Raw genomic sequence first — 18,254 nt, 5'->3', positions numbered from 1 at the left:
TCGGCTGAAGTTGCATAGATTCACGACAGGAAGCGCGTTTCTACGCGTGAGTACGGTAGCTCTCTCAAAACCTGAAGAATCCAACACGAAGGGTTGATCTGTGACCGTTCACAACTCGACTGGCCTCGGAATCATGGTCGCAGGGCAGCCTGCTTCGGCTCCCCTTCGCGATTTTCGCGCAGTGGCGCGCCTCCTGGTAGGCCACTTCGCCGCCAATACTCCCTGCGGTTCACTTCCCGGTGAACAACTCCACGGAGACGTCACCGAATTCACCGTCAAGTGCATCAGCATCGCCGTGCAGATGCTCGACGAGCGGCGCGCACCTGCCGAGTCCGACTTGGCCGAACTGCGCGCCAAGGCCAGTCAATGGGCTCGTGAGGGTGTCCCGCTCGAGTCCGTCCTCAGCGTCTACCACGAAGGCATTCAGATCGGTTGGAATCTGGTGTCCAAGCGGGCAGGAGAAGGCGACGCCGCCCAGTTGATCGAGGCTGCGCGCATGTTCGTGCTGCTGTCGGAGAAGGTCTCGATCGCGGCCAGCAAGAGCTACGTCGAAGAGCTTCAGGCGGTGGCGAGCGAGCATCACACAGCCGCGCACACGCTGGTCACCTCGTTGCTGAGCGGACACAACGCCGTCTCGATGGCCCGCCAGTCGGGCATCGAACTCGCCGACAGTTACCTCGTGCTCGCACTGTCGGTACCGCCGCACCCCGACGAGAACGACCCCAACATCCAGAAGACGGTGGCTGCACGACGCAAGCTGCGTCGCGTGCAGGCCGAACTGGCCACCGTGTGCGGACGCACTCCCCTGTCGCTGCTCAGCACCGAGGGCGGAACCGTCCTGATCCCCGGCGTCCACGACGACGAGTGGGTCGAGGCGCTGGTGCACCGCATCGGTACCGCCGCAGAGGTCCCCGTCACCGCCACCGCCGAGCAGGCTGCGACAGCCGACATTCCCACCGCAGCAGACCAGGTCCACGAACTGCTGTCCCTGGCTCATCAGCTGCACCGCCCGTCCGGGTTGTACCGGATGGACGACCTGGTGCTCGAGTACCAGCTCACTCGTCCCGGACCGGGTCGACGCCACCTCACCCAGATCCTCGAGCCGCTCGATTCGTCACCCGAATTGCTCGAGACCCTCGAGATCCACATTTCGCACGACCTCAACCGTCAGCGCTCCGCCCGGCAACTCCATCTGCACACCAACACCGTCGACTATCGCCTCAAGCGAATCGCACAACTGACCGGGTTCGACCCGACTCGTCCGTCCGGTATCCGCCACCTCCAGGCGGCACTGGTGGCCAGGCGGCTCGAATCCTCGCGCGGCGCAGCGTGATCTGAGAACTCCGACCGGTTTCTCGACCCGACGGCAGGTAGCGTCGGAAGTATTCGAGAAGCAGGGGATCATGCATGACGAAGTTGAAGCTCCAGTTGTCCGGCGTGGTCAAGGAGTACCCCACCGGCGAACAACCGGTCCGTGCGTTGGACGGCATCGATCTCACGATCGACGGTGGTCAATTCGTGTCGCTGGTCGCGCCGTCCGGAGCAGGTAAGTCGACACTGCTGCACATGCTCGGCGCGCTGGACACCCCGACGGCCGGGTCCATCCGATTCAACGACGTCGAGGTCACCACCCTCGACGACAACGCACAGTCCGATTTCCGACGCCATCAGGTGGGCTTCGTCTTCCAGTTCTTCAACCTGCTGCCGACCATGTCGGCGTGGGAGAACGTGGCCGTCCCGAAGCTGCTCGACGGCACCCCCATCAAGAAGGCGAAAGCCGACGCGATGCGGCTGTTGGACATGGTGGGGCTGGCGCAGCGGTCCGAACACCGCCCGGCACAACTGTCGGGCGGCCAGATTCAACGCATCGCCATCGCCCGAGCCCTGATGATGGACCCGGCGCTGCTGATCGCCGACGAGCCGACGGGCAACCTCGATTCCAAGACCTCCCACAACGTCCTCGAGATTCTTGCCGACGTAGCCCACGGCAGCGAGGGACGTCGGGCAGTGGTGATGGCAACCCACGATCTCGAGGCGGCTCGGTCGACCGATCGCGTCGTCAGCATGATCGACGGCCGCGTCGACACCGACACCGCTGGTACACCTCGGTGATCGGTACCGCGCTCAGCAGATTTCGCGTCATCAGCCTCCGAGACCTCCGAATGCACTGGGTGCGTTCGCTGGTCTCGGCGGGAGTCGTGGCCGTCGCCGCGGGTTTGCTCATCGCCGTCCTCGGCACGTACGGATCGCTGACCGGATCCGTCGAACGTCTGGCGGTGTCGATCGCAGGCAATGCGCAATACGAAGTGGTCGGCGTGACCGATTCCGGATTCGACCAGAACGAACTCGACGTCGTCCGCGGTGTGACGGGCGTCGATGCGGCGGTACCCCTGCTCCGCAGCATCGTACGATCCGATGTCGGCGAGCTGACGGTACTGGGTGTCGATTCATCGATCACGGCACTGCAGTCCGATCTGCAAGGTGCCGTGGGCAACGCAACGGGTCTGCTGTCCGACCCGTCGGGCGTATTGGTCGGAGCAGCAACGGGATTGACGCAGGGTGACACGGTCACGATCGCCGACCGACCCACTGCGGTGGTGGGCGTGATCGACGGCCCTGGTACGCAGCGCATCGGTGGGGGCATGTTCGCGGTCACGTTGCTGCCCACCGCGCAGGCGTTGACCGACCGTCCGGGTCAGCTCGATTCCATCTTCGTTCTCGGTGGCGGGGATTCGCTACGGTCCGACCTGGACGCAGCGTTGGCCGGCCGAGTCTCGGTGATGAATCCGGAATTCCGGGCCGACAGAGCCGATCAGGCCATGAGTCTGACGCGCAATGCGACGCTGATGGTCTCCCTCATCGCGTTCGTCGTCGCGGCGTTCCTGGTGTTCAACGTCATGAACATGGCCATCGCCAAGCGTCGCCCCACCATCTCCCTGCTCCGAGCGGTCGGCGGTCGGCGCGCGGACATCGTCCGCGACCTGTTGTTCGAGTCGGTACTGGTGGGTCTCGTCGGCGGTGCCGTCGGGGTACCTCTCGGAATCATCATGGGCCGCATCGCCATCGAGAGCCTGCCGCCGTTCCTGTCGCAAGCATTCGATGCGCGAATCGAATACGTGTTGCCGAGCTTCGCCATTCCCGTCGCGATCGTGGCTTGCGTGCTGGCCTGCGTCGGCGCGTCCGCTCTGGCTGCCGTTCAGGTGTATCGCATCTCGCCGATCGAAGCATTGGCGGTCGGCGGCGGAGAAACATCCGGCGGCCCAAAGCTGTCGTTCACGTTGGCCGCCACCGTGTTCGGTCTGCTCGCCATCGCCGGATCGTTCGTGTTCGCCGTCAACGTCGACGGGCAACTGACCCTCGGTGCCGGTGCCCTGTTCATGTTCGGCGTCGTCGCACTGTGCGTCGGCGGAACCGGGCCGATCGTCTGGGCCACCGGCGCTGTGCCCCGCAGATGGGGTGGTGCCGGACGCCTTGCCACCGCGACCATCGAACGCGCTCCGCGGCGCATCTGGGCGACGGTGATGACCATCGTCATCGCCGTGGGAGTCAGTGTGGGAGTGTCCGGTTCGTTGACGAACATGACCGACTCCGCCGCCGAATCACTGTCGTCGCTCGCCGACACGGACCTGTACGTATCGATGAGCTCACCCGACGCCATACCGTCGGGCCCGATCGTTCCCACCGCCGTAGACGAAGCCGTGCGGGCGACGGCCGGCGTCTCCCGCGTCGTCGAAGGACAGTGGGCCTACGCGACCATCGACGACGAGCTGGTCTCCATCCAAGGCGTCGCCGACGGAAGCAACGCGGTGACACTGGCCTCGCTCCCCGCAGACGTACGCGCGGGATTGCTCGCGGGCGACGGGGTGGTGCTCTCGAAGGCGCTCGGTACGACGCTGGGAGTGACGGCGGGAGACACCATCGATCTGCCGACGCCCACCGGGGTGCAGAACGTACGCGTGCTCGATCTCGTGGACTACATCAACGCCGCAGGCGGCACGATGGCGATCTCACTGGAGTCGATGCAGCGCTTCTACGACCGCCCGGGTGCGACGTACCTCGAGATCACCGTCGACGGAGACGTTGCAGCCGTGCAGAATTCGCTGCGATCGACTCTGCCGCCCGAGGCGTTCGTGTACACGGGCGCCGCGGCACTCGAGGGCACCAGCGCGGCCATCCGCCAATCCGGTGCACTCGCCATCGCACTGCAGTGGATCGTCGCACTGGTCGCTGCCGTCGCATTGCTGAACACGTTGACGCTGTCGGTACTCGAACGTCGACGTGAACTCGGAGTACTGCGCGCCATGGGCGGCGGCCGAGGAACCCTGGCACGCATGGTGTTGGCGGAGGCACTGTCGGTCGGCATCGTCGGCGGTGTGCTCGGGCTGATCATCGGTGCCGGCCTGCAATACCTGAGCACACTGATCCTCGGTGCCAGCATCGGAATCCCCGTGCAGTACAACGCCAGTTGGACGGTGCTGCTGTACGGACTCGTCGCGTTGGGCCTCTCGCTACTGGGATCGGCTCCGCCTGCGGTACACGCATCACGCTTGAACATCGTGGATGCTATTGCCGCGGATTGAGTGGTGGGGATCGGGCTCGTTCTGCGGTGCTGGGACCTAGGGATCCGCAAACGCGCGCGCGTTCGTCAGGTGCGAGCGAAATAGACAGCCAGCGGCTGACGACTCTGCGCGCGTCTGGCACATGCGCGCGCGTTTGTACGAGGATGACCGACGTGGCCACATTCAGCGTCGAAGTAGAGAAGTACGCGGTCGAGACTCTGCGCGACTGTGTGGGTGGTCCCGAGTGGGAGTTGCGGCCCGAGCGCACGGCACTTCTGGTCCACGACATGCAGCCGTACTACCTGAACGTGCTGCACTCCTCGGTTTGTGCGCGAGTAGCTGCGGAGGCGTCGGAGGTGGTCGCGCGCGCCAGGTCCGTCGGAGTGCCGATTCTGGCGAGCGGGCCACGGGCAGCTGAGGCGATCGAGCAGCGTGGGCTGCTGGGGCCGATGTGGGGGTTGGGCCCGTCTGCCGACGACGTGGCGGTCACCGAATCGGACTTCGTTCCGATCGCGAAGCGCAGCTACAGTGCGTGCTACGCGTCCGATCTCGAGGTCGAACTACGCCGACGAGGCCGTGACCAGCTGGTCATCGTGGGTGTCTTCGCCTCGGCGGGAATTCTCGCGACGACGTTCGACGCTTTTGCCCGCGACATTCAGTGCTTCGTCGGCATCGAATCGGTCGCCGATTACACCGCCCACCAGCACCGCACCGCTCTGAATCTGATCACATCACTGACCGGTGTGGTGACGAGCAGCGCGAACCTGCTTCACGATCTGCGGTGCGGACCGCTAGACTGACGACCGCGATGTGGGCCCACTGTGCAGTACGACAGCGACCCACCCGCGACCCGATTGTTCGACTGATCGAAAGACCCTGCCGCACAGGGACTTTGGAGCACTCGTTCGATCACCAGCCTTCGTAGCTCAGGGGATAGAGCAACCCTCTCCTAAAGGGTAGGTCGCAGGTTCGAATCCTGCCGAGGGCACCAGCATCGCTTTTCGGCGCGCACTCTCAGATTTCACACCCCGCCCTATTGCCCTCCCCTCCAAACCGGCGTACATTCGAACATGTATTCGAGTACTGGGGAGGAACTCGTGGTCACAGCTGTACTGAAATCACCGCTCACATCCGCTGAGGTGTTGAGGTTCGTTGCACGTCTTCAGGCGTCCGACATAGTCGTCGACGCAGCAGCGGGCATCGATCTCATCTCTGCTCTCGAAACCGTCAAATGCGTCAGTGTGGCAACCCAAGCCGTGGTGACCGATGCCGTTGCAACCGTGATCAGCACCGAACGTCGTGAACGTGGCAAACCGAAAGCGCAGTGGCGCACAGGAATTGCGTCGCAGATCGGCCTGGCTCGACGAGAGTCACCCAACCGCGGCGGCACTCATCTCGGGCTTGCTCGTGCGCTCGTTCACGAAATGCCACACACCCTGGCCCGCCTGAAAGCCGGCGAACTCAACGAGTGGCGCGTCATGATTCTCGCCCGCGAAACCGCGTGTCTCACCGTCGACGATCGCCGAACCATCGATGAACGCCTGTGCGCAGACCCCGCCACCCTCGCCGGTTCAGGAGATCGCACCATCGAGGGTCGCGCCCGCGCACTCGCCAACGAACTGGACGCCGCCTCCCAGGTCAAGCGACGCGCAAAGGCATACGCCGCACGCCGAGTCAGTACGCGCCCCGCACCCGAATTGATGGGATTCTTCACCGCGCTCACCTCGATGGAGAAGACCGTCTGCATGTGGGCGACCCTGCGGCGCGACGCCGACACCGTCATCAACGCAGGTGGCGACACACGCAGCCACGATCAGATCATGGCCGACCTGGTGTTCGAGAGAGTCACCGGCGCATCGGCCGCTCAAGGTCCACCGGTCACCGTCGACATCGTCATCTCGGATTCGACCCTGCTCGCCGGTGGCGACACGTCCGCATATCTGCACGGCTACGGCGACATCCCGTCGGACGTCGCACGCCAACTCGTGCGCGACGCACTCGACGGCGCACAGGGCAATGAGACGCGCGTCGCATTACGTCGCCTCTATGCCCACCCGAAAACCGGCGCACTCACAGCCGTCGAATCCACATCCCGCGCCTTTCCCACCGCATTGGGACGCCTCATCGATCTCCGCGATCGCACGTGCCGCACCCCGTGGTGCGACGCGCCGATCCGACACCACGACCACATCACCGCACACACCGCGGGCGGAGCGACCAGCGCCGAAAACGGTGCAGGCCTCTGTGCCGCATGCAATTACGCGAAAGAAGGCGAAGGCTGGACGGCCGAAGCACTACGAGACAAACGGAACGCGCGACATCGCTACAGGCTCATCTCACCCACCGGGCACACGTACGATTCGAGCGCGCCGCCGATGCCGGTGGTCGAGCTCTACAGCTCGCCGGCGGAGAACGTCTACATCGACGGACTGTTCGGCTCCGACGCCGCGTGACCGTCGACCGCGGGAAGAGATCGGGTCCGCACTCGGTTACACTCGGTATCGACGCGCGTAACTGCACGTCAGACGTCGTGGAATGCTCCCGAATCACCATGTGCACCCCGCACAGGCTTCTCTTACGGCGATCGAAACTGCCCACCGGCAGTCTCGCCACCTTGCATCTCGGCCCGAAGGCCCGCAGGTGCAACACCCTGCCCGAAAGGCACTTTTCATCACAATGACGACCCCACAGACTTTTGCTGCACTCGGAGTACCCCAGGCCATCGCAGACGTACTCGCGAGCCAGGGCAAGACCGAGGCCTTCCCCATCCAGGCCGACACGCTCCCCGACACACTGCAGGGACGCGACGTACTCGGACGCGGAAAGACCGGCAGCGGAAAGACACTCGCATTTTCCATCCCCATGGTCGCGCGCCTCGCCGGCCAACTCCCCGGCAACCGCAAGCCCGGCCGCCCGCGCGGACTGATCCTTGCGCCGACGCGTGAGCTCGCCACCCAGATCGCCGTCGCGATCGAACCCCTCGCCGCCGCATACTCGTTGAAGGTCACGACGATCTTCGGCGGTGTCTCGCAGGTTCGCCAGGTGTCCGCACTCAAGTCGGGTGTCGACATCGTCGTCGCCTGCCCCGGACGCCTCGAAGACCTCATGAAGCAGCGCCACCTGACGCTCGACGGCGTACAGATCACCGTCCTCGACGAGGCAGATCACATGGCCGACCTCGGGTTCCTGCCCGTCGTCACCCGGATCCTCGCCGCTACCCCCGACAAGGGTCAGCGGATGCTGTTCTCGGCGACCCTGGACAACGGTGTCGACAAACTGGTCAAGCGCTTCCTGCACAACCAGATCACGCACTCCGTCGACGAGGCCACTTCACACGTCGAGGCCATGACTCACAGCGTGTTCGAGGTCGACGGCGTCGAAGCCAAGAAGAAGCTGGTTCACCAGCTCGCCTCCGGCACCGGACGCCGCATCCTGTTCATGCGCACCAAGCACCAGGCCCGCAAGCTCGCCAAGCAGCTCACCGACGCCGGAATCCCGTCCGTCGACCTGCACGGCAACCTCTCGCAGGCCGCACGTGACCGCAACCTCGCGGCCTTCTCCTCCGGCCAGGCCCGCGTGCTCGTCGCCACCGACGTCGCAGCCCGCGGCGTCCACGTCGACGACGTTCAGCTGGTCGTCCACGTCGATCCCCCAGCCGAGCACAAGGCATACCTGCACCGCTCCGGCCGCACCGCGCGCGCCGGCAGCGCAGGCGACGTCGTGACCGTGGTTCTGCCCGAGCAGCGCAAGGACACCGCAGTTCTGCTGCGCAAGGCCGACATCAAGGTCACCCCGATCCGCGTCACCGCCGACTCGCCTGCAGTGGCGAACCTCGTCGGCGAGCAGGCCCGCTACGTCGAGCCTGCACCGAAGGCAGAGCCGGCACCGGCCCGCACCGGAGCCCCGCGCAACAACAACGCGCGACGCGGCGGCCCGGCCCGCTCGGGTGGACAGCCGCGCAGTGGTGGCCAGCCGCGCAGTGGTGGCGGCGGCCACAGCCGTCGCGCAGCAGGCCCGGCCACGAGCCAGCGCAGCCGCTGACCCGAAGTTCGGAAACAGGAAAGCCCTCGCTACGAGGGCTTTCCTGTTCTGATGCTCACGACGGCAGCAACCGCGCACAAGCCGGCCGCGCCGAACCACGCCATCGTGTATGCGCCGGTGGCGTCACGCACAATGCCCGCGACGACGGACGCGATGCCCGCTCCGATCTGGTGTGAGGCGAAGACCCACCCGAACACCAGAGAACCCTTGTCGCCGAACACCTCTCGGCACAGAGCAATCGTGGGCGGAACCGTTGCCACCCAATCCAATCCGTAGATCACCACGAAGATGACGATCGACGGTTGGATGGTCGCCGACAGCAACCACGGCAGAAACAGCAGCGAGATTCCGCGAAAGCCGTAATAGGCCGCCAACAGATACCGCGGATTCACCCGATCGGTCAGCCAACCCGATGCGATCGTCCCGACGATGTCGAAGATTCCCACCACCGCCAGCAGACCCGCTGCGGTGGTTTCGTGCATTCCGTGGTCGTGCGCAGACGGTATGAAGTGAGTTCCGATGAGCCCGTTGGTCGTTGCGCCACAGATCGCGAATCCGAGCACCAACGCCCAGAAGGTTCGTACTCGGCTCGCGTCGCGTAGAGCCTGCACCGCTGCGCGCGCGGGGTTCACGGTCGACACCGCCGCCGGCGGGACGTAGTCGGCGGGTGCGCCGTACGGAGTCACGCCGACATCGGCCGGCATGTTGCGCAGCCACCGCAACACGAACGGCACCACGATCAGCGAGCCCCCGGCGATGAGGAACGACGCTGCGCGCCAACCGGATCGGTCGACCAGCTGAGCGATCAACGGCAGAAAGATCAACTGCCCCGTCGCGCTGCCCGCGGTCAACACGCCCGAGACGAGCCCGCGACGCTGCACGAACCATCTATTCGTCACCACCGCCGCGAACACCAGAGCCATCGACCCGGTGCCCAACCCGATCATGACGCCCCACGTCAACACCAACTGCCACGCCTGGGTCACGAACACACTCAGAGCGCTGCCCGCGGCCACGACGACCAACGCCGTCGACGTCACAGCTCGGATCCCGAAACGCTCCATCAACGCCGCGGCGAACGGTGCCGTCAGACCGAACAGCACCAGGTTGACGCCCACCGCCAGCGACAGCATCGACCGCGGCCAACCGAACTCTTCCTGCAGCGGCACCATCAACACGCTCGGTGCGGCCCGGAACCCCGCCGCACCGACGAGAGCGAGGAAGGCCACCGCGGCGACGATCCATGCCGGATGAAGTCGCCTGCGGGTCGCGATCTCGGAAGTCACGCAGACAGTGTGCCTCAGTCGAGCTGGCACACTGGAGCGGTGACCGTCAGCGCTGCCCACCGTCCCGAGTCCGGGCCCCTCGGTCCGCAAGAATTGGCGACCGCTGCGGTGATGAGCAGCTTCACCGTCGCGCTGACGGTGATCGGCGTGCTGGTGCCGATGGCAGCGATTCTGCAGGTTGTCGCCGCTATTCCCATGTCGGTGGTGGCCCTGCGCTATCGCACGCGAGCATTGGTCACCTCAGCGGTGGCGGGCATACTCGTAGGATTCGTCGCGGCCGGCACTCAGACGGCGCTCACCGTGGCCAGTGCGGCATTGCTGGGCGGTCTGGTCGGCCGGGCGAAGCGCCGGAAACAAGGCCTGTTCGGCGTGCTCGTCACGTCGGCAATCGTCGGACCGGCACTCGGAGCCCTCGCGGTGCTGTTGCTGCTGATCCTCGTCCCGCTACGGCAGCTGTTTCTCGAGACGCTCCGCAACACCATCGAAGGCATCTCCCGACTGTTCGAGCGCGTATCCGCCCCGCAGGCCATCCCCGATGTGATTCGCAGCAGCAGCACAGCGGTACTCGACAACTGGTGGTGGTGGGTCGGCGGATCCATCGCATTCGGCATCGTCACTGGAACGCTGTTCGCGTGGCTGATCCTCACCGCCATCCTCGATCGCCTCTCGGCCATCCCCACCCCGGAGCCGTTCGTCTCGGGCATCGACGACGAGATCGCGCCACTGCCCGTCACCCTGACCGCCGTGGGCTACCGGTATCCCGGCAGCAGATCGGCAGCGTTGAGCGGCATCGACCTGCACATCGAACCGGGAGAATTCGTCGCGATCGTCGGCCACAACGGATCCGGCAAATCCACGCTGACGCGCATCCTCGCAGGCCGTGAACCCTCGGAGGGCTCGGTGACTCGTCCCGGCTCCACCGGACTCGGCCGGTACGGCGGCACCGCAGTGGTGTTGCAGCGACCCGAGAGTCAGATCCTCGGCACCCGCGTCGCCGACGACGTCGTATGGGGACTGCCGCCCGGCGACTCTCGCCCCGACGTCGACGCCTTGCTCGACGAGGTGGGGTTGAGCGGCATGGGTGCTCGCGACACGGCCTCGCTTTCCGGCGGCGAGATGCAGCGACTTGCCGTCGCCGCGGCCCTGGCTCGTCGCCCCGCTCTGCTGATCGCCGACGAGGCAACCGCCATGATCGACGCCTCGGGCCGGGAACATCTGGTCTCATTACTCGCGGCACTGCCCCGTCGGCACGGGATGTCGGTCGTACTCGTCACCCATCATGTCTCGGAAACTGTTGCCGCTGATCGCGTCGTACATCTACACGAGGGCATGCAGGTGGAGCACGACAGTCTGTGGATGCAGACCAGGACCGGCAACGCTGCTGTGCTGCACGACAATTCGAGCCCGCGCCTGCTCGAACTACGCGACGTGCGGCACGTCTACAACAGGCGCACCCCGTGGGCACAATCGGCGTTGAACGGCGTCGACATCACCGTCAAGCGAGGCGAGGGAGTTCTCGTTCTCGGCGGAAACGGTTCGGGCAAGTCGACTTTGGCGTGGATCATGGCCGGACTGACCGGGCCCACCACCGGCGTCGCGCAGCTCGACGGCAAGGCGATGACGTCGCGAGTCGGCGACGTCGGGCTGGCCTTTCAGCATTCGCGCCTGCAGTTGCAGCGGCGCGCCGTCTCCGAGGACATCGCCGCGGCCGCGGGGCCCGAAACCGGTTCTGCCACAGTGTCGGCCGCGATGGATGCCGTCGGCCTCGACCGGTCACTGGCCGCACGCGACGTCGACTCGCTCAGCGGCGGGCAGATGCGACGCGTGGTGCTGGCCGGTCTGATCGCTCGTCGACCCCGCATCTTGGTGCTCGACGAGCCGCTGGCCGGACTGGACCCGCCCGGGCGCGACGACATCATCGGCGTCCTCGCCGGCCTGCGTGAGCGCGGCGTGTCGATCGTGGTCATCTCGCACGACGTGGACGGTATGGACGCCGTCTGCAGTCGAACCATCACGATGGCCGACGGCCATATCGTCTCCGATTCGATTCATGGGAGCGTGCATTCGTGACGACCGTCGTACTGCGCCAGGTTCCGCGGTTCTCACCCATTCACCGGCTGTGGGCGGGCACCAAGCTCATCGTGGTGTTGCTGCTCAGCATCACCCTCGTCGTGGCTCCGACGTGGCCTGCCCTCGGCATCGTGTTCGCGCTGCTGATCGTCGCGGCTGTCATCGCCCACATTCCGATCACGGCTCTACCTCGGCCACCGTGGTGGATCTGGGCGCTGTTCGGCGTCGGAGCACTGATCAATCTGCCCATCGGCGGCGCAGCGGTTCTGCTGTACTTCCGTGCCACGCTGTTCGTGTTCGTTCTGCTGGGTGCATCGATGATGATCGGGTGGACGACGTCGATGAGTGATATCGCTCCGGCGGTGTCGAAACTCGGTGCACCGCTGAAGAAGCTGAAGCTGCCGGTCGACGAATGGGCGATTGCCGTGGCGCTCAGCCTGCGGTCGCTTCCGCTGCTCATCGAGGAGATGCGCACCCTCAACGCCGCCCGACGGCTGCGACCGAAACCCGTGGTCAACAGTGCGTCGGACAATTCGCTGGTCGACATCGTGACCACGGTGATGTCGGTGGCCATCAGGCGCGCGGACGAGATGGGTGAGGCCATCACCGCACGCGGGGGCACCGGCATGATCACCGCCACCGAGGCACGTTTCAAGGGCTCGGACGCGGCGACACTGGTGGTGGTGACGCTGGCCTGCGCGGCCGCGATCACGATCAGCTTCCTGCTGCGGTGAGCTACTCCCCCGCGAGACGCTCGGTGCGCGAGTTCAACGCCTTGACGAACACGTCCGGGATATCGCGGGGATCCTCGGCGACATAGCTCGTACCACCGGTGGCCGCGGAGATCTGCTGCAGCGCAACCGGATCGGCATCACTGGTGACGCCGACCGTGATGATCACGATGGGACGCACCGGATCCTGCTCCTTCTGCAGGGCGGCGAGAAGCTGGTCCAGAGAAATGCTGCCGTTGTCCTCGTTCGCGCCGTCGGTGAGGATGATGACGCTGTTGACGTAATCGGGGTCGTAGCCCTCCTTGACACGTCGGAACGCTGCCAGAGTGGTGTCGTAGAGTCCGGTCCCGCCTCCGACCAGAGCCGGTAGCCCACGGACTGCATCGAGAATGGCCTGACGCTGCGGCTTACCGTCGAACGTGTTGCTGACCGGGCCGAGCGGCACCAGTTCTCGATAGTCCTGCTTTCCACCACCGAGCCCGATGGAGAAGGCCCACAGCCCCATCTGCGTCTGGTCGCTGAACAGATCGTTGGCACCGAGCGAGGCATCGACGGTCAACGCGATGCGGGTGGAGTCGCCGGATTTCGCCGCCATCGAACCCGATACGTCCTCGACGACGAGGGTCCGGAGCGGCAACGCGAGCACCGCCCAGTCGCGCAGCGTCGTCTCGATCGACAGCGGATTCTTGATTTCCAACGCGGCGACCGAGCCGACGCCTCTGCCGTCGGCCAAGGGGGTTCCACTCGACGTTCGGAAGCCGGCTGCAACGAGTGTGTCCGTCGCCGACTGCGAGGCCAGCACCGACGCCAACGCGGCCCCGGCGGCCTTGACGCGGTCGTACTCCGGCCCGGCCGGAGCCGTGACGGCGAGGGGGTAGTTGAGGAAGTAGCTGCCCGTCGGCGGCACCGACTCGGTGAGCGACGATCCGGGGTTCGCTGCCTCGTAGGCCAGCACGGCCTGTTCGGTGGCGACGCTGGTTCCGCCCTCGGTCGCCACCTGGGCGACGAGGTCCGGGGTGTCGTGGGGCGTGTCGGCTATCCGGCCGAAGTCCTGTGCCATGGGCACCAGAGCGGCGGACACGGCTTTGGCGTCGGAGATCGCGACCTCGGACTCGGCCAACGCACCGAGGATCGCAGCGTTGGACGCACTACTGGTGAGCGGATCGCCGATGCGTTGGCCCGGCATCTGCAGCACGCTGAGCCAGGTGTCGGTCACCGGGGCGCCGTCGGACGCCGACACCAGCACGGGCAGTGTGTTCGCCACCGACGTCTTGGCGAGTTCGGGCAGGGCTCCGGTCGAACGCAAAGTCTTGAGCAGCCACAACGTCGAGTCCGGGATCCACAGGTCGGGGCGGTTCTCGTCGGTACCTGCGATCTCGGTCGCCGTGTCGGTGGGGCGCTCGGCCCGCACCTCGAAGTCGACGCAGCCGCGGTCCACCTCGCCCGCCTGGGCCAGGATCTGCTGCACCGGTTCGGCGATCGAGGTGTCCACCGCGAGCGAGACCGTGTCCAGCGATTCGCACGAGTCCGAACCCGCTGCGCGTACGGCCTGGACGCCGAACCAGCCACCGGCCGCGACCACGACTACTGCCAGCGCGGCCGCGCCCCAGGTCACGGCAGGACTGAACCTGCGACTACTGCCGCTGTGACGTCCTGACATCGCTGACTCCCCTACCTATACCCCCGACACGACTGTGTTGCGGGACTTCTCCGCACTACCCCACGTGACGGAGAGCACGCGGCGCACAGCATAGCCGCTCCCGTCAGCGACCGGTTCGATTTCTCAGCGCATTGACGAAGACGTTCGGTATTTCGGCGGGGTTTCGCGCCACGAAGCTGGTGCCCCCGGTAGCAGCAGAAATTTGTTGCAGCACACCCGCATCGGCGTCGTCGGTGATACCGATGGTGACGATGACGACCGGACGAGACGGGTCCTGTTCGGTACGCAGTGTGGCCAGCAACTCGTCGAGCGAGATGCTGTTCGGATCCTCGTTGGCACCGTCGGTGAGGATGATGACGCTGTTCACCGCATCGGGGTCGTAGCCCTGCTGCACGGTACGGAACGCGGCCAACGTGGTGTCGTACAGTCCGGTTCCACCACCGACCAGGGACGGAAGGGTGCGGGTCTGCTGCAGCAGCACTTCCCGCTGGGTCGTGTTGCCGACCTTCTCGTCCATACGCCGGATCGGAGCCAGCTCACGGTAATCCTGATCGCCGCCGCCGAGTCCGATGGAGAAGGCCCACAATCCCATCGACGCATTGTCGGGAAACAGTCGATTCCCGGTCTCGCTGGCCTGCACCGTCATCGCGATCCGGGTGTTCGCCCCGGCGCTGTAGTTCATCGAGCCGGACACGTCTTCCATCACGAGCGTTCGCGACGGGAGCGCCAGCACCTGATATTGACGCAGCACCGATTCGGCAGCCTGCTGGTCGCCGATCGCAAGACTCTCGACGGCACCGATACCACGATCCGAATCGAGGGGCGCGTCGTCTTCCGACCGAAAACCGGCCTCGGACAACATCTCCCGACCTCGATCGGATTCGATGACCGCGGCCAGCGCGCTGCCGACCGACTTCGCGCTGTCGTGCCGCTCGCCTGCAGGCTCGGTGACGGCCAGCGGGAAGTTCAGAAAGATGCTGCCCGTCGGCGGCACCGTCGCACCGAGTTCGGCACCGGTGTCGTTTCGATACTGCAACATGGTCTGCTCGGACACCACGGCCACGCCGCCGTCGGCCACCAGATCGTCCAACCGGGTGGTGGGATCGGCTTCGCCTCGGGTGGCGGCCTGAGCCTGAGCGATCGGCACGAGCGCCGTGGACACCGCATCGAGGGCCTTCTCGTCTCCACCCGCCTCGGCTACCGCCCCGAGGATCGCCGCGTCGGAGATGGTGTTGGCCAACGGATTACCGATGCGCAAACCTTCGAGCTTCAGTGCGGTGAGCCACGTGTCGAAGAACGGAACCTCGTCCTTGCGGGTTGCGAGGACGGCCGGGGTGCTCGCCACCGACTGGCTCGCCAGGTCGATCAGCGAAGCGGTCGATCGCACGGTCTTGCCGACCCACAGCGACGAATCGGGAATCCAGAGCGAGGGAACGTCGTCACCCTTGGCCACTGCGGCAGACACCTGACCCGACTCCATCGCCGTCACCGTCACCTCGGCACAACCGAGATCCTCGGGCGCGGAGTCGTCGACGATCTTCTGCAGTACCGGCGCGATCGCGGGGTCGGCAGCCAACGTGTAGTTCGACGGGTCACCGCAGTCGCTGCCGAAGACCTTCTGCGCCACGAACACTCCGCCTGCGACGATCAGAAGCAGGACGACGGCAACGACGACGTACTTGGCGAACCCTCTGTTGCCCGTCGCGGACGACGGCGCACTGTGCCTACCGGGCATGCATCTCCACCCCTACACCGTCAGGCGTAGATCTTGACGAACGTCTTCAGCGAGTTCTCGATGTCGCCCTTGAGTGCGCGAGCGACACCGGACCCGATGGGTCCGAACAACGGGGCACCGCCCAGGTTGACGTCGATCGTGATCTCGGACCCGTCACCCTTGGACTTCACAGACAGGTCGAGACCGATCTTCACTCCGCCCTTACCGTTGCCCTTGAGCTCGAGCTTCCGGGGCGGATCGTAGGACTCGATCTTCCACGAGACGCGGTTGCGCATGCCCTTCACGCTGGCGATGGAGTCCAGAGTGGTGCCGACGGCCAGCTGCTCGGGCAGCTCACCGCGCCACGCTTCGTGGATGGAGAGCCACTGCTCGTAGCCGGACAGATCGGACGCATGCGCCCACGTCTGCTCGGGGGTCAGCGGGACGTCGAGGGAAACCTTCAGCTTGGCCACAGCAGGGATGGTAACCGCTGGACGAAAAATGCCCGTGTGAGGCCTTGCTCACACGGGCACTTCGCGAACAGTTCTACAGGTGGATCAGTGGGCGCTGGCCTTCTCCGCACCGATGCCGGTGAGAGAGCGAACCTCCATCTCGGCCTGCTTGTCGGTGTTCTCGGTGTCCTTCGAGATCAGCGTTCCGACGATACCGAGGATGAATGCCAACGGAATCGACACGATGCCGGGGTTGGACAGCGGGAACCATGCGAAGTCCGAGCCGGGGATCATCGACGTCTTCGATCCCGACACGGCCGGGGAGAAGATGATCAGCACGATCGTCGAGATCAGGCCGCCGTACATGCTGAACAGTGCGCCCGTGGTGGTGAAGCGACGCCAGAACAGCGAGTACAGGATGGTCGGCAGGTTCGCTGCTGCCGCGACGGCGAACGCCAGCGCCACCAGGAAGGCGATGTTCTGCCCGTTCGCGAGGATGCCGAGGCCGATGGCCAGGATGCCGATGACGACGGCCGTGATCCGCGAGACCTTGACCTGCTTCTTGTCGTCGACCTTGCCCTTCTTGATGACGCTCGCATAGATGTCGTGAGCGAACGACGCCGACGCGGTGATCGTCAATCCGGCGACGACGGCGAGGATGGTCGCGAAGGCGACCGCAGAGATGACGCCGAGCAGAATGACGCCGCCGAGCTCGAAGGCCAGCAGCGGGGCTGCGGAGTTCTGACCGCCGGCGGAGGCCAGGATGCGGTCGGGTCCGACGATCGCTGCGGCGCCGTAGCCGAGCACGAGGGTGAACAGGTAGAACGCACCGATGAGCGCGATGGCCCACACGACACTGCGACGAGCTTCCTTGGCGGTGGGCACCGTGTAGAAGCGCATCAGCACGTGCGGCAGGCCTGCCGTACCAAGGACGAGTGCGATGCCGAGCGACAGGAAGTTGATCTTCGAGGTGGCGCTGCCGCCGTACTGGGCACCGGGCTCGATGACGTCACGTGCGGCCACGGCATCGGTCGCCGAGCTGGACACCATTGCCTGCGCGCTGCCGAGGAGCTCGGAGAAGTTCAGGCCGAACTTGGCGAGCACGAGCACGGTCATGAATGCGGCACCGGCGATGAGCAGAACGGCCTTGATGATCTGCACCCAGGTGGTGCCCTTCATACCGCCGATGAGCACGTACGCGATCATCAACACACCGACGATGGCAATGACGATGGACTGCCCGGTGCGGTCGGAGATGTCGAGCAGCAGTGCGACGAGTCCGCCGGCACCTGCCATCTGAGCCAACAGGTAGAACAGCGACACCGTCAGCGTCGACAGTGCGGCCGCGGTACGAACCGGGCCTTGCTTGAGCCGGAAGCTCAGCACGTCCGCCATCGTGAACTTGCCGGTGTTCCTGAGCAATTCGGCGACGAGCAGGAGCGCGACGAGCCAGGCGACGAGGAACCCGATGGAGTACAGGAAGCCGTCGTAGCCGTAGACGGCGATGGCACCGGCGATACCGAGAAAGCTTGCGGCCGAGAGGTAGTCACCGGCAATGGCGACGCCGTTCTGCGGTCCGGAGAATCCGCCGCCCGCGGTGAAGAACTCCGCAGACGTCGCGTTCTTCTTGGAGGCGCGAATGACGACGGCCATCGTGATGAGGACGAACGCGCCGAAGATCGCGATATTGACGAGCGGTTCACCGACGGTGGTGTCGGCGGCCTGGGCTAGTACATTCACG

Annotated in this window: 13 protein-coding genes and 1 tRNA gene; 9 read left to right on the top strand and 5 right to left on the bottom strand. The window is 65.5% G+C overall.

Going from position 1 to position 18,254, the window contains the following annotated elements; genetic code table 11:
* Nucleotides 1-100: 100 nt before the first annotated feature.
* The 7 genes from CH278_RS08785 to CH278_RS08755 all read left to right on the top strand — a co-directional run bounded on the left by CH278_RS08785 (nucleotide 101) and on the right by CH278_RS08755 (nucleotide 8,600).
* Nucleotides 101-1,333: a PucR family transcriptional regulator gene (locus CH278_RS08785; protein ID WP_027495984.1), complete on the top strand. Its 1,233-nt coding sequence runs from the start codon at nucleotides 101-103 to the stop codon at nucleotides 1,331-1,333.
* Between the two features lie 74 nt (nucleotides 1,334-1,407).
* Nucleotides 1,408-2,112 carry an ABC transporter ATP-binding protein gene (locus CH278_RS08780; protein ID WP_176456678.1) on the top strand — a complete coding sequence of 235 codons (705 nt, stop codon included), beginning with the start codon at nucleotides 1,408-1,410 and terminating at the stop codon, nucleotides 2,110-2,112.
* Complete coding sequence (locus CH278_RS08775; RefSeq protein ID WP_094621640.1) at nucleotides 2,109-4,580, top strand: ABC transporter permease; 2,472 nt, start codon at nucleotides 2,109-2,111, stop codon at nucleotides 4,578-4,580. Before CH278_RS08780 ends, CH278_RS08775 begins: the two co-directional genes overlap by 4 nt.
* A 152-nt stretch (nucleotides 4,581-4,732) precedes the next feature.
* Complete coding sequence (locus tag CH278_RS08770; RefSeq protein WP_179274329.1) at nucleotides 4,733-5,359, top strand: isochorismatase family protein; 627 nt, start codon at nucleotides 4,733-4,735, stop codon at nucleotides 5,357-5,359.
* A 115-nt stretch (nucleotides 5,360-5,474) separates the two neighbouring features.
* Nucleotides 5,475-5,550, top strand: a tRNA-Arg gene (locus CH278_RS08765).
* Between the two features lie 106 nt (nucleotides 5,551-5,656).
* Nucleotides 5,657-7,012, top strand: a complete 1,356-nt coding sequence (locus tag CH278_RS08760) for an HNH endonuclease (RefSeq protein ID WP_094621739.1) — start codon at nucleotides 5,657-5,659, stop codon at nucleotides 7,010-7,012.
* Nucleotides 7,013-7,235: 223 nt separating this feature from the next.
* Entirely contained in the window at nucleotides 7,236-8,600 is a 1,365-nt protein-coding gene (locus CH278_RS08755; RefSeq protein WP_052068934.1) for a DEAD/DEAH box helicase, read from the top strand.
* A gap of 29 nt (nucleotides 8,601-8,629) precedes the next feature.
* Here the strand turns inward: CH278_RS08755 and CH278_RS08750 are convergent, their stop codons facing one another.
* Nucleotides 8,630-9,886, bottom strand: coding sequence for an MFS transporter (locus tag CH278_RS08750; protein WP_032365954.1), 1,257 nt, complete (start codon nucleotides 9,884-9,886; stop codon nucleotides 8,630-8,632).
* Nucleotides 9,887-9,925: 39 nt separating this feature from the next.
* Here CH278_RS08750 and CH278_RS08745 point away from each other — a divergent pair, with 39 nt between their 5' ends.
* Together CH278_RS08745 and CH278_RS08740 are read left to right on the top strand one after the other, a co-directional pair.
* On the top strand, nucleotides 9,926-11,956 hold the full coding sequence (locus CH278_RS08745; protein WP_256991752.1) for an ABC transporter ATP-binding protein: 2,031 nt from the start codon (nucleotides 9,926-9,928) through the stop codon (nucleotides 11,954-11,956).
* Entirely contained in the window at nucleotides 11,953-12,690 is a 738-nt protein-coding gene (locus tag CH278_RS08740; protein WP_094621639.1) for an energy-coupling factor transporter transmembrane component T family protein, read from the top strand. Before CH278_RS08745 ends, CH278_RS08740 begins: the two co-directional genes overlap by 4 nt.
* A gap of 1 nt (nucleotide 12,691) precedes the next feature.
* Here CH278_RS08740 and CH278_RS08735 read toward each other — a convergent pair whose 3' ends face one another.
* The 4 genes from CH278_RS08735 to CH278_RS08720 all read right to left on the bottom strand — a co-directional run bounded on the left by CH278_RS08735 (nucleotide 12,692) and on the right by CH278_RS08720 (nucleotide 18,253).
* Nucleotides 12,692-14,347, bottom strand: a complete 1,656-nt coding sequence (locus CH278_RS08735) for a VWA domain-containing protein (protein ID WP_027495974.1) — start codon at nucleotides 14,345-14,347, stop codon at nucleotides 12,692-12,694.
* Nucleotides 14,348-14,450: 103 nt separating this feature from the next.
* Nucleotides 14,451-16,082 carry a substrate-binding domain-containing protein gene (locus CH278_RS08730; protein ID WP_094621638.1) on the bottom strand — a complete coding sequence of 544 codons (1,632 nt, stop codon included), beginning with the start codon at nucleotides 16,080-16,082 and terminating at the stop codon, nucleotides 14,451-14,453.
* 20 nt (nucleotides 16,083-16,102) lie between these two features.
* Nucleotides 16,103-16,534, bottom strand: coding sequence for a type II toxin-antitoxin system Rv0910 family toxin (locus CH278_RS08725; protein ID WP_027495972.1), 432 nt, complete (start codon nucleotides 16,532-16,534; stop codon nucleotides 16,103-16,105).
* 84 nt (nucleotides 16,535-16,618) lie between these two features.
* The gene (locus CH278_RS08720; protein ID WP_027495971.1) at nucleotides 16,619-18,253 is read right to left on the bottom strand and encodes a solute symporter family protein; all 1,635 of its coding nucleotides are present in this window, start codon (nucleotides 18,251-18,253) and stop codon (nucleotides 16,619-16,621) included.
* Between the last annotated feature and the right edge of the window lies 1 nt (nucleotide 18,254).

The sequence above is a fragment of the Rhodococcus sp. 05-2254-5 genome (assembly GCF_002258575.1).
Taxonomy (GTDB): domain Bacteria; phylum Actinomycetota; class Actinomycetes; order Mycobacteriales; family Mycobacteriaceae; genus Rhodococcoides; species Rhodococcoides fascians.
Note: the sequence above shows the minus strand (reverse complement) of the source record. Positions and strands in the feature narration are given on the sequence as shown.

What these genes read in the sequence shown, in the direction of transcription:
- CH278_RS08780 (WP_176456678.1), top strand. Translation starts at nt 1,408, where the DNA reads ATGACGAAGTTGAAGCTCCAGTTGTCCGGCGTGGTCAAGGAGTACCCC.
- CH278_RS08735 (WP_027495974.1), bottom strand. Translation starts at nt 14,347, where the DNA reads ATGTCAGGACGTCACAGCGGCAGTAGTCGCAGGTTCAGTCCTGCCGTG.
- CH278_RS08755 (WP_052068934.1), top strand. Translation starts at nt 7,236, where the DNA reads ATGACGACCCCACAGACTTTTGCTGCACTCGGAGTACCCCAGGCCATC.
- CH278_RS08730 (WP_094621638.1), bottom strand. Translation starts at nt 16,082, where the DNA reads ATGCCCGGTAGGCACAGTGCGCCGTCGTCCGCGACGGGCAACAGAGGG.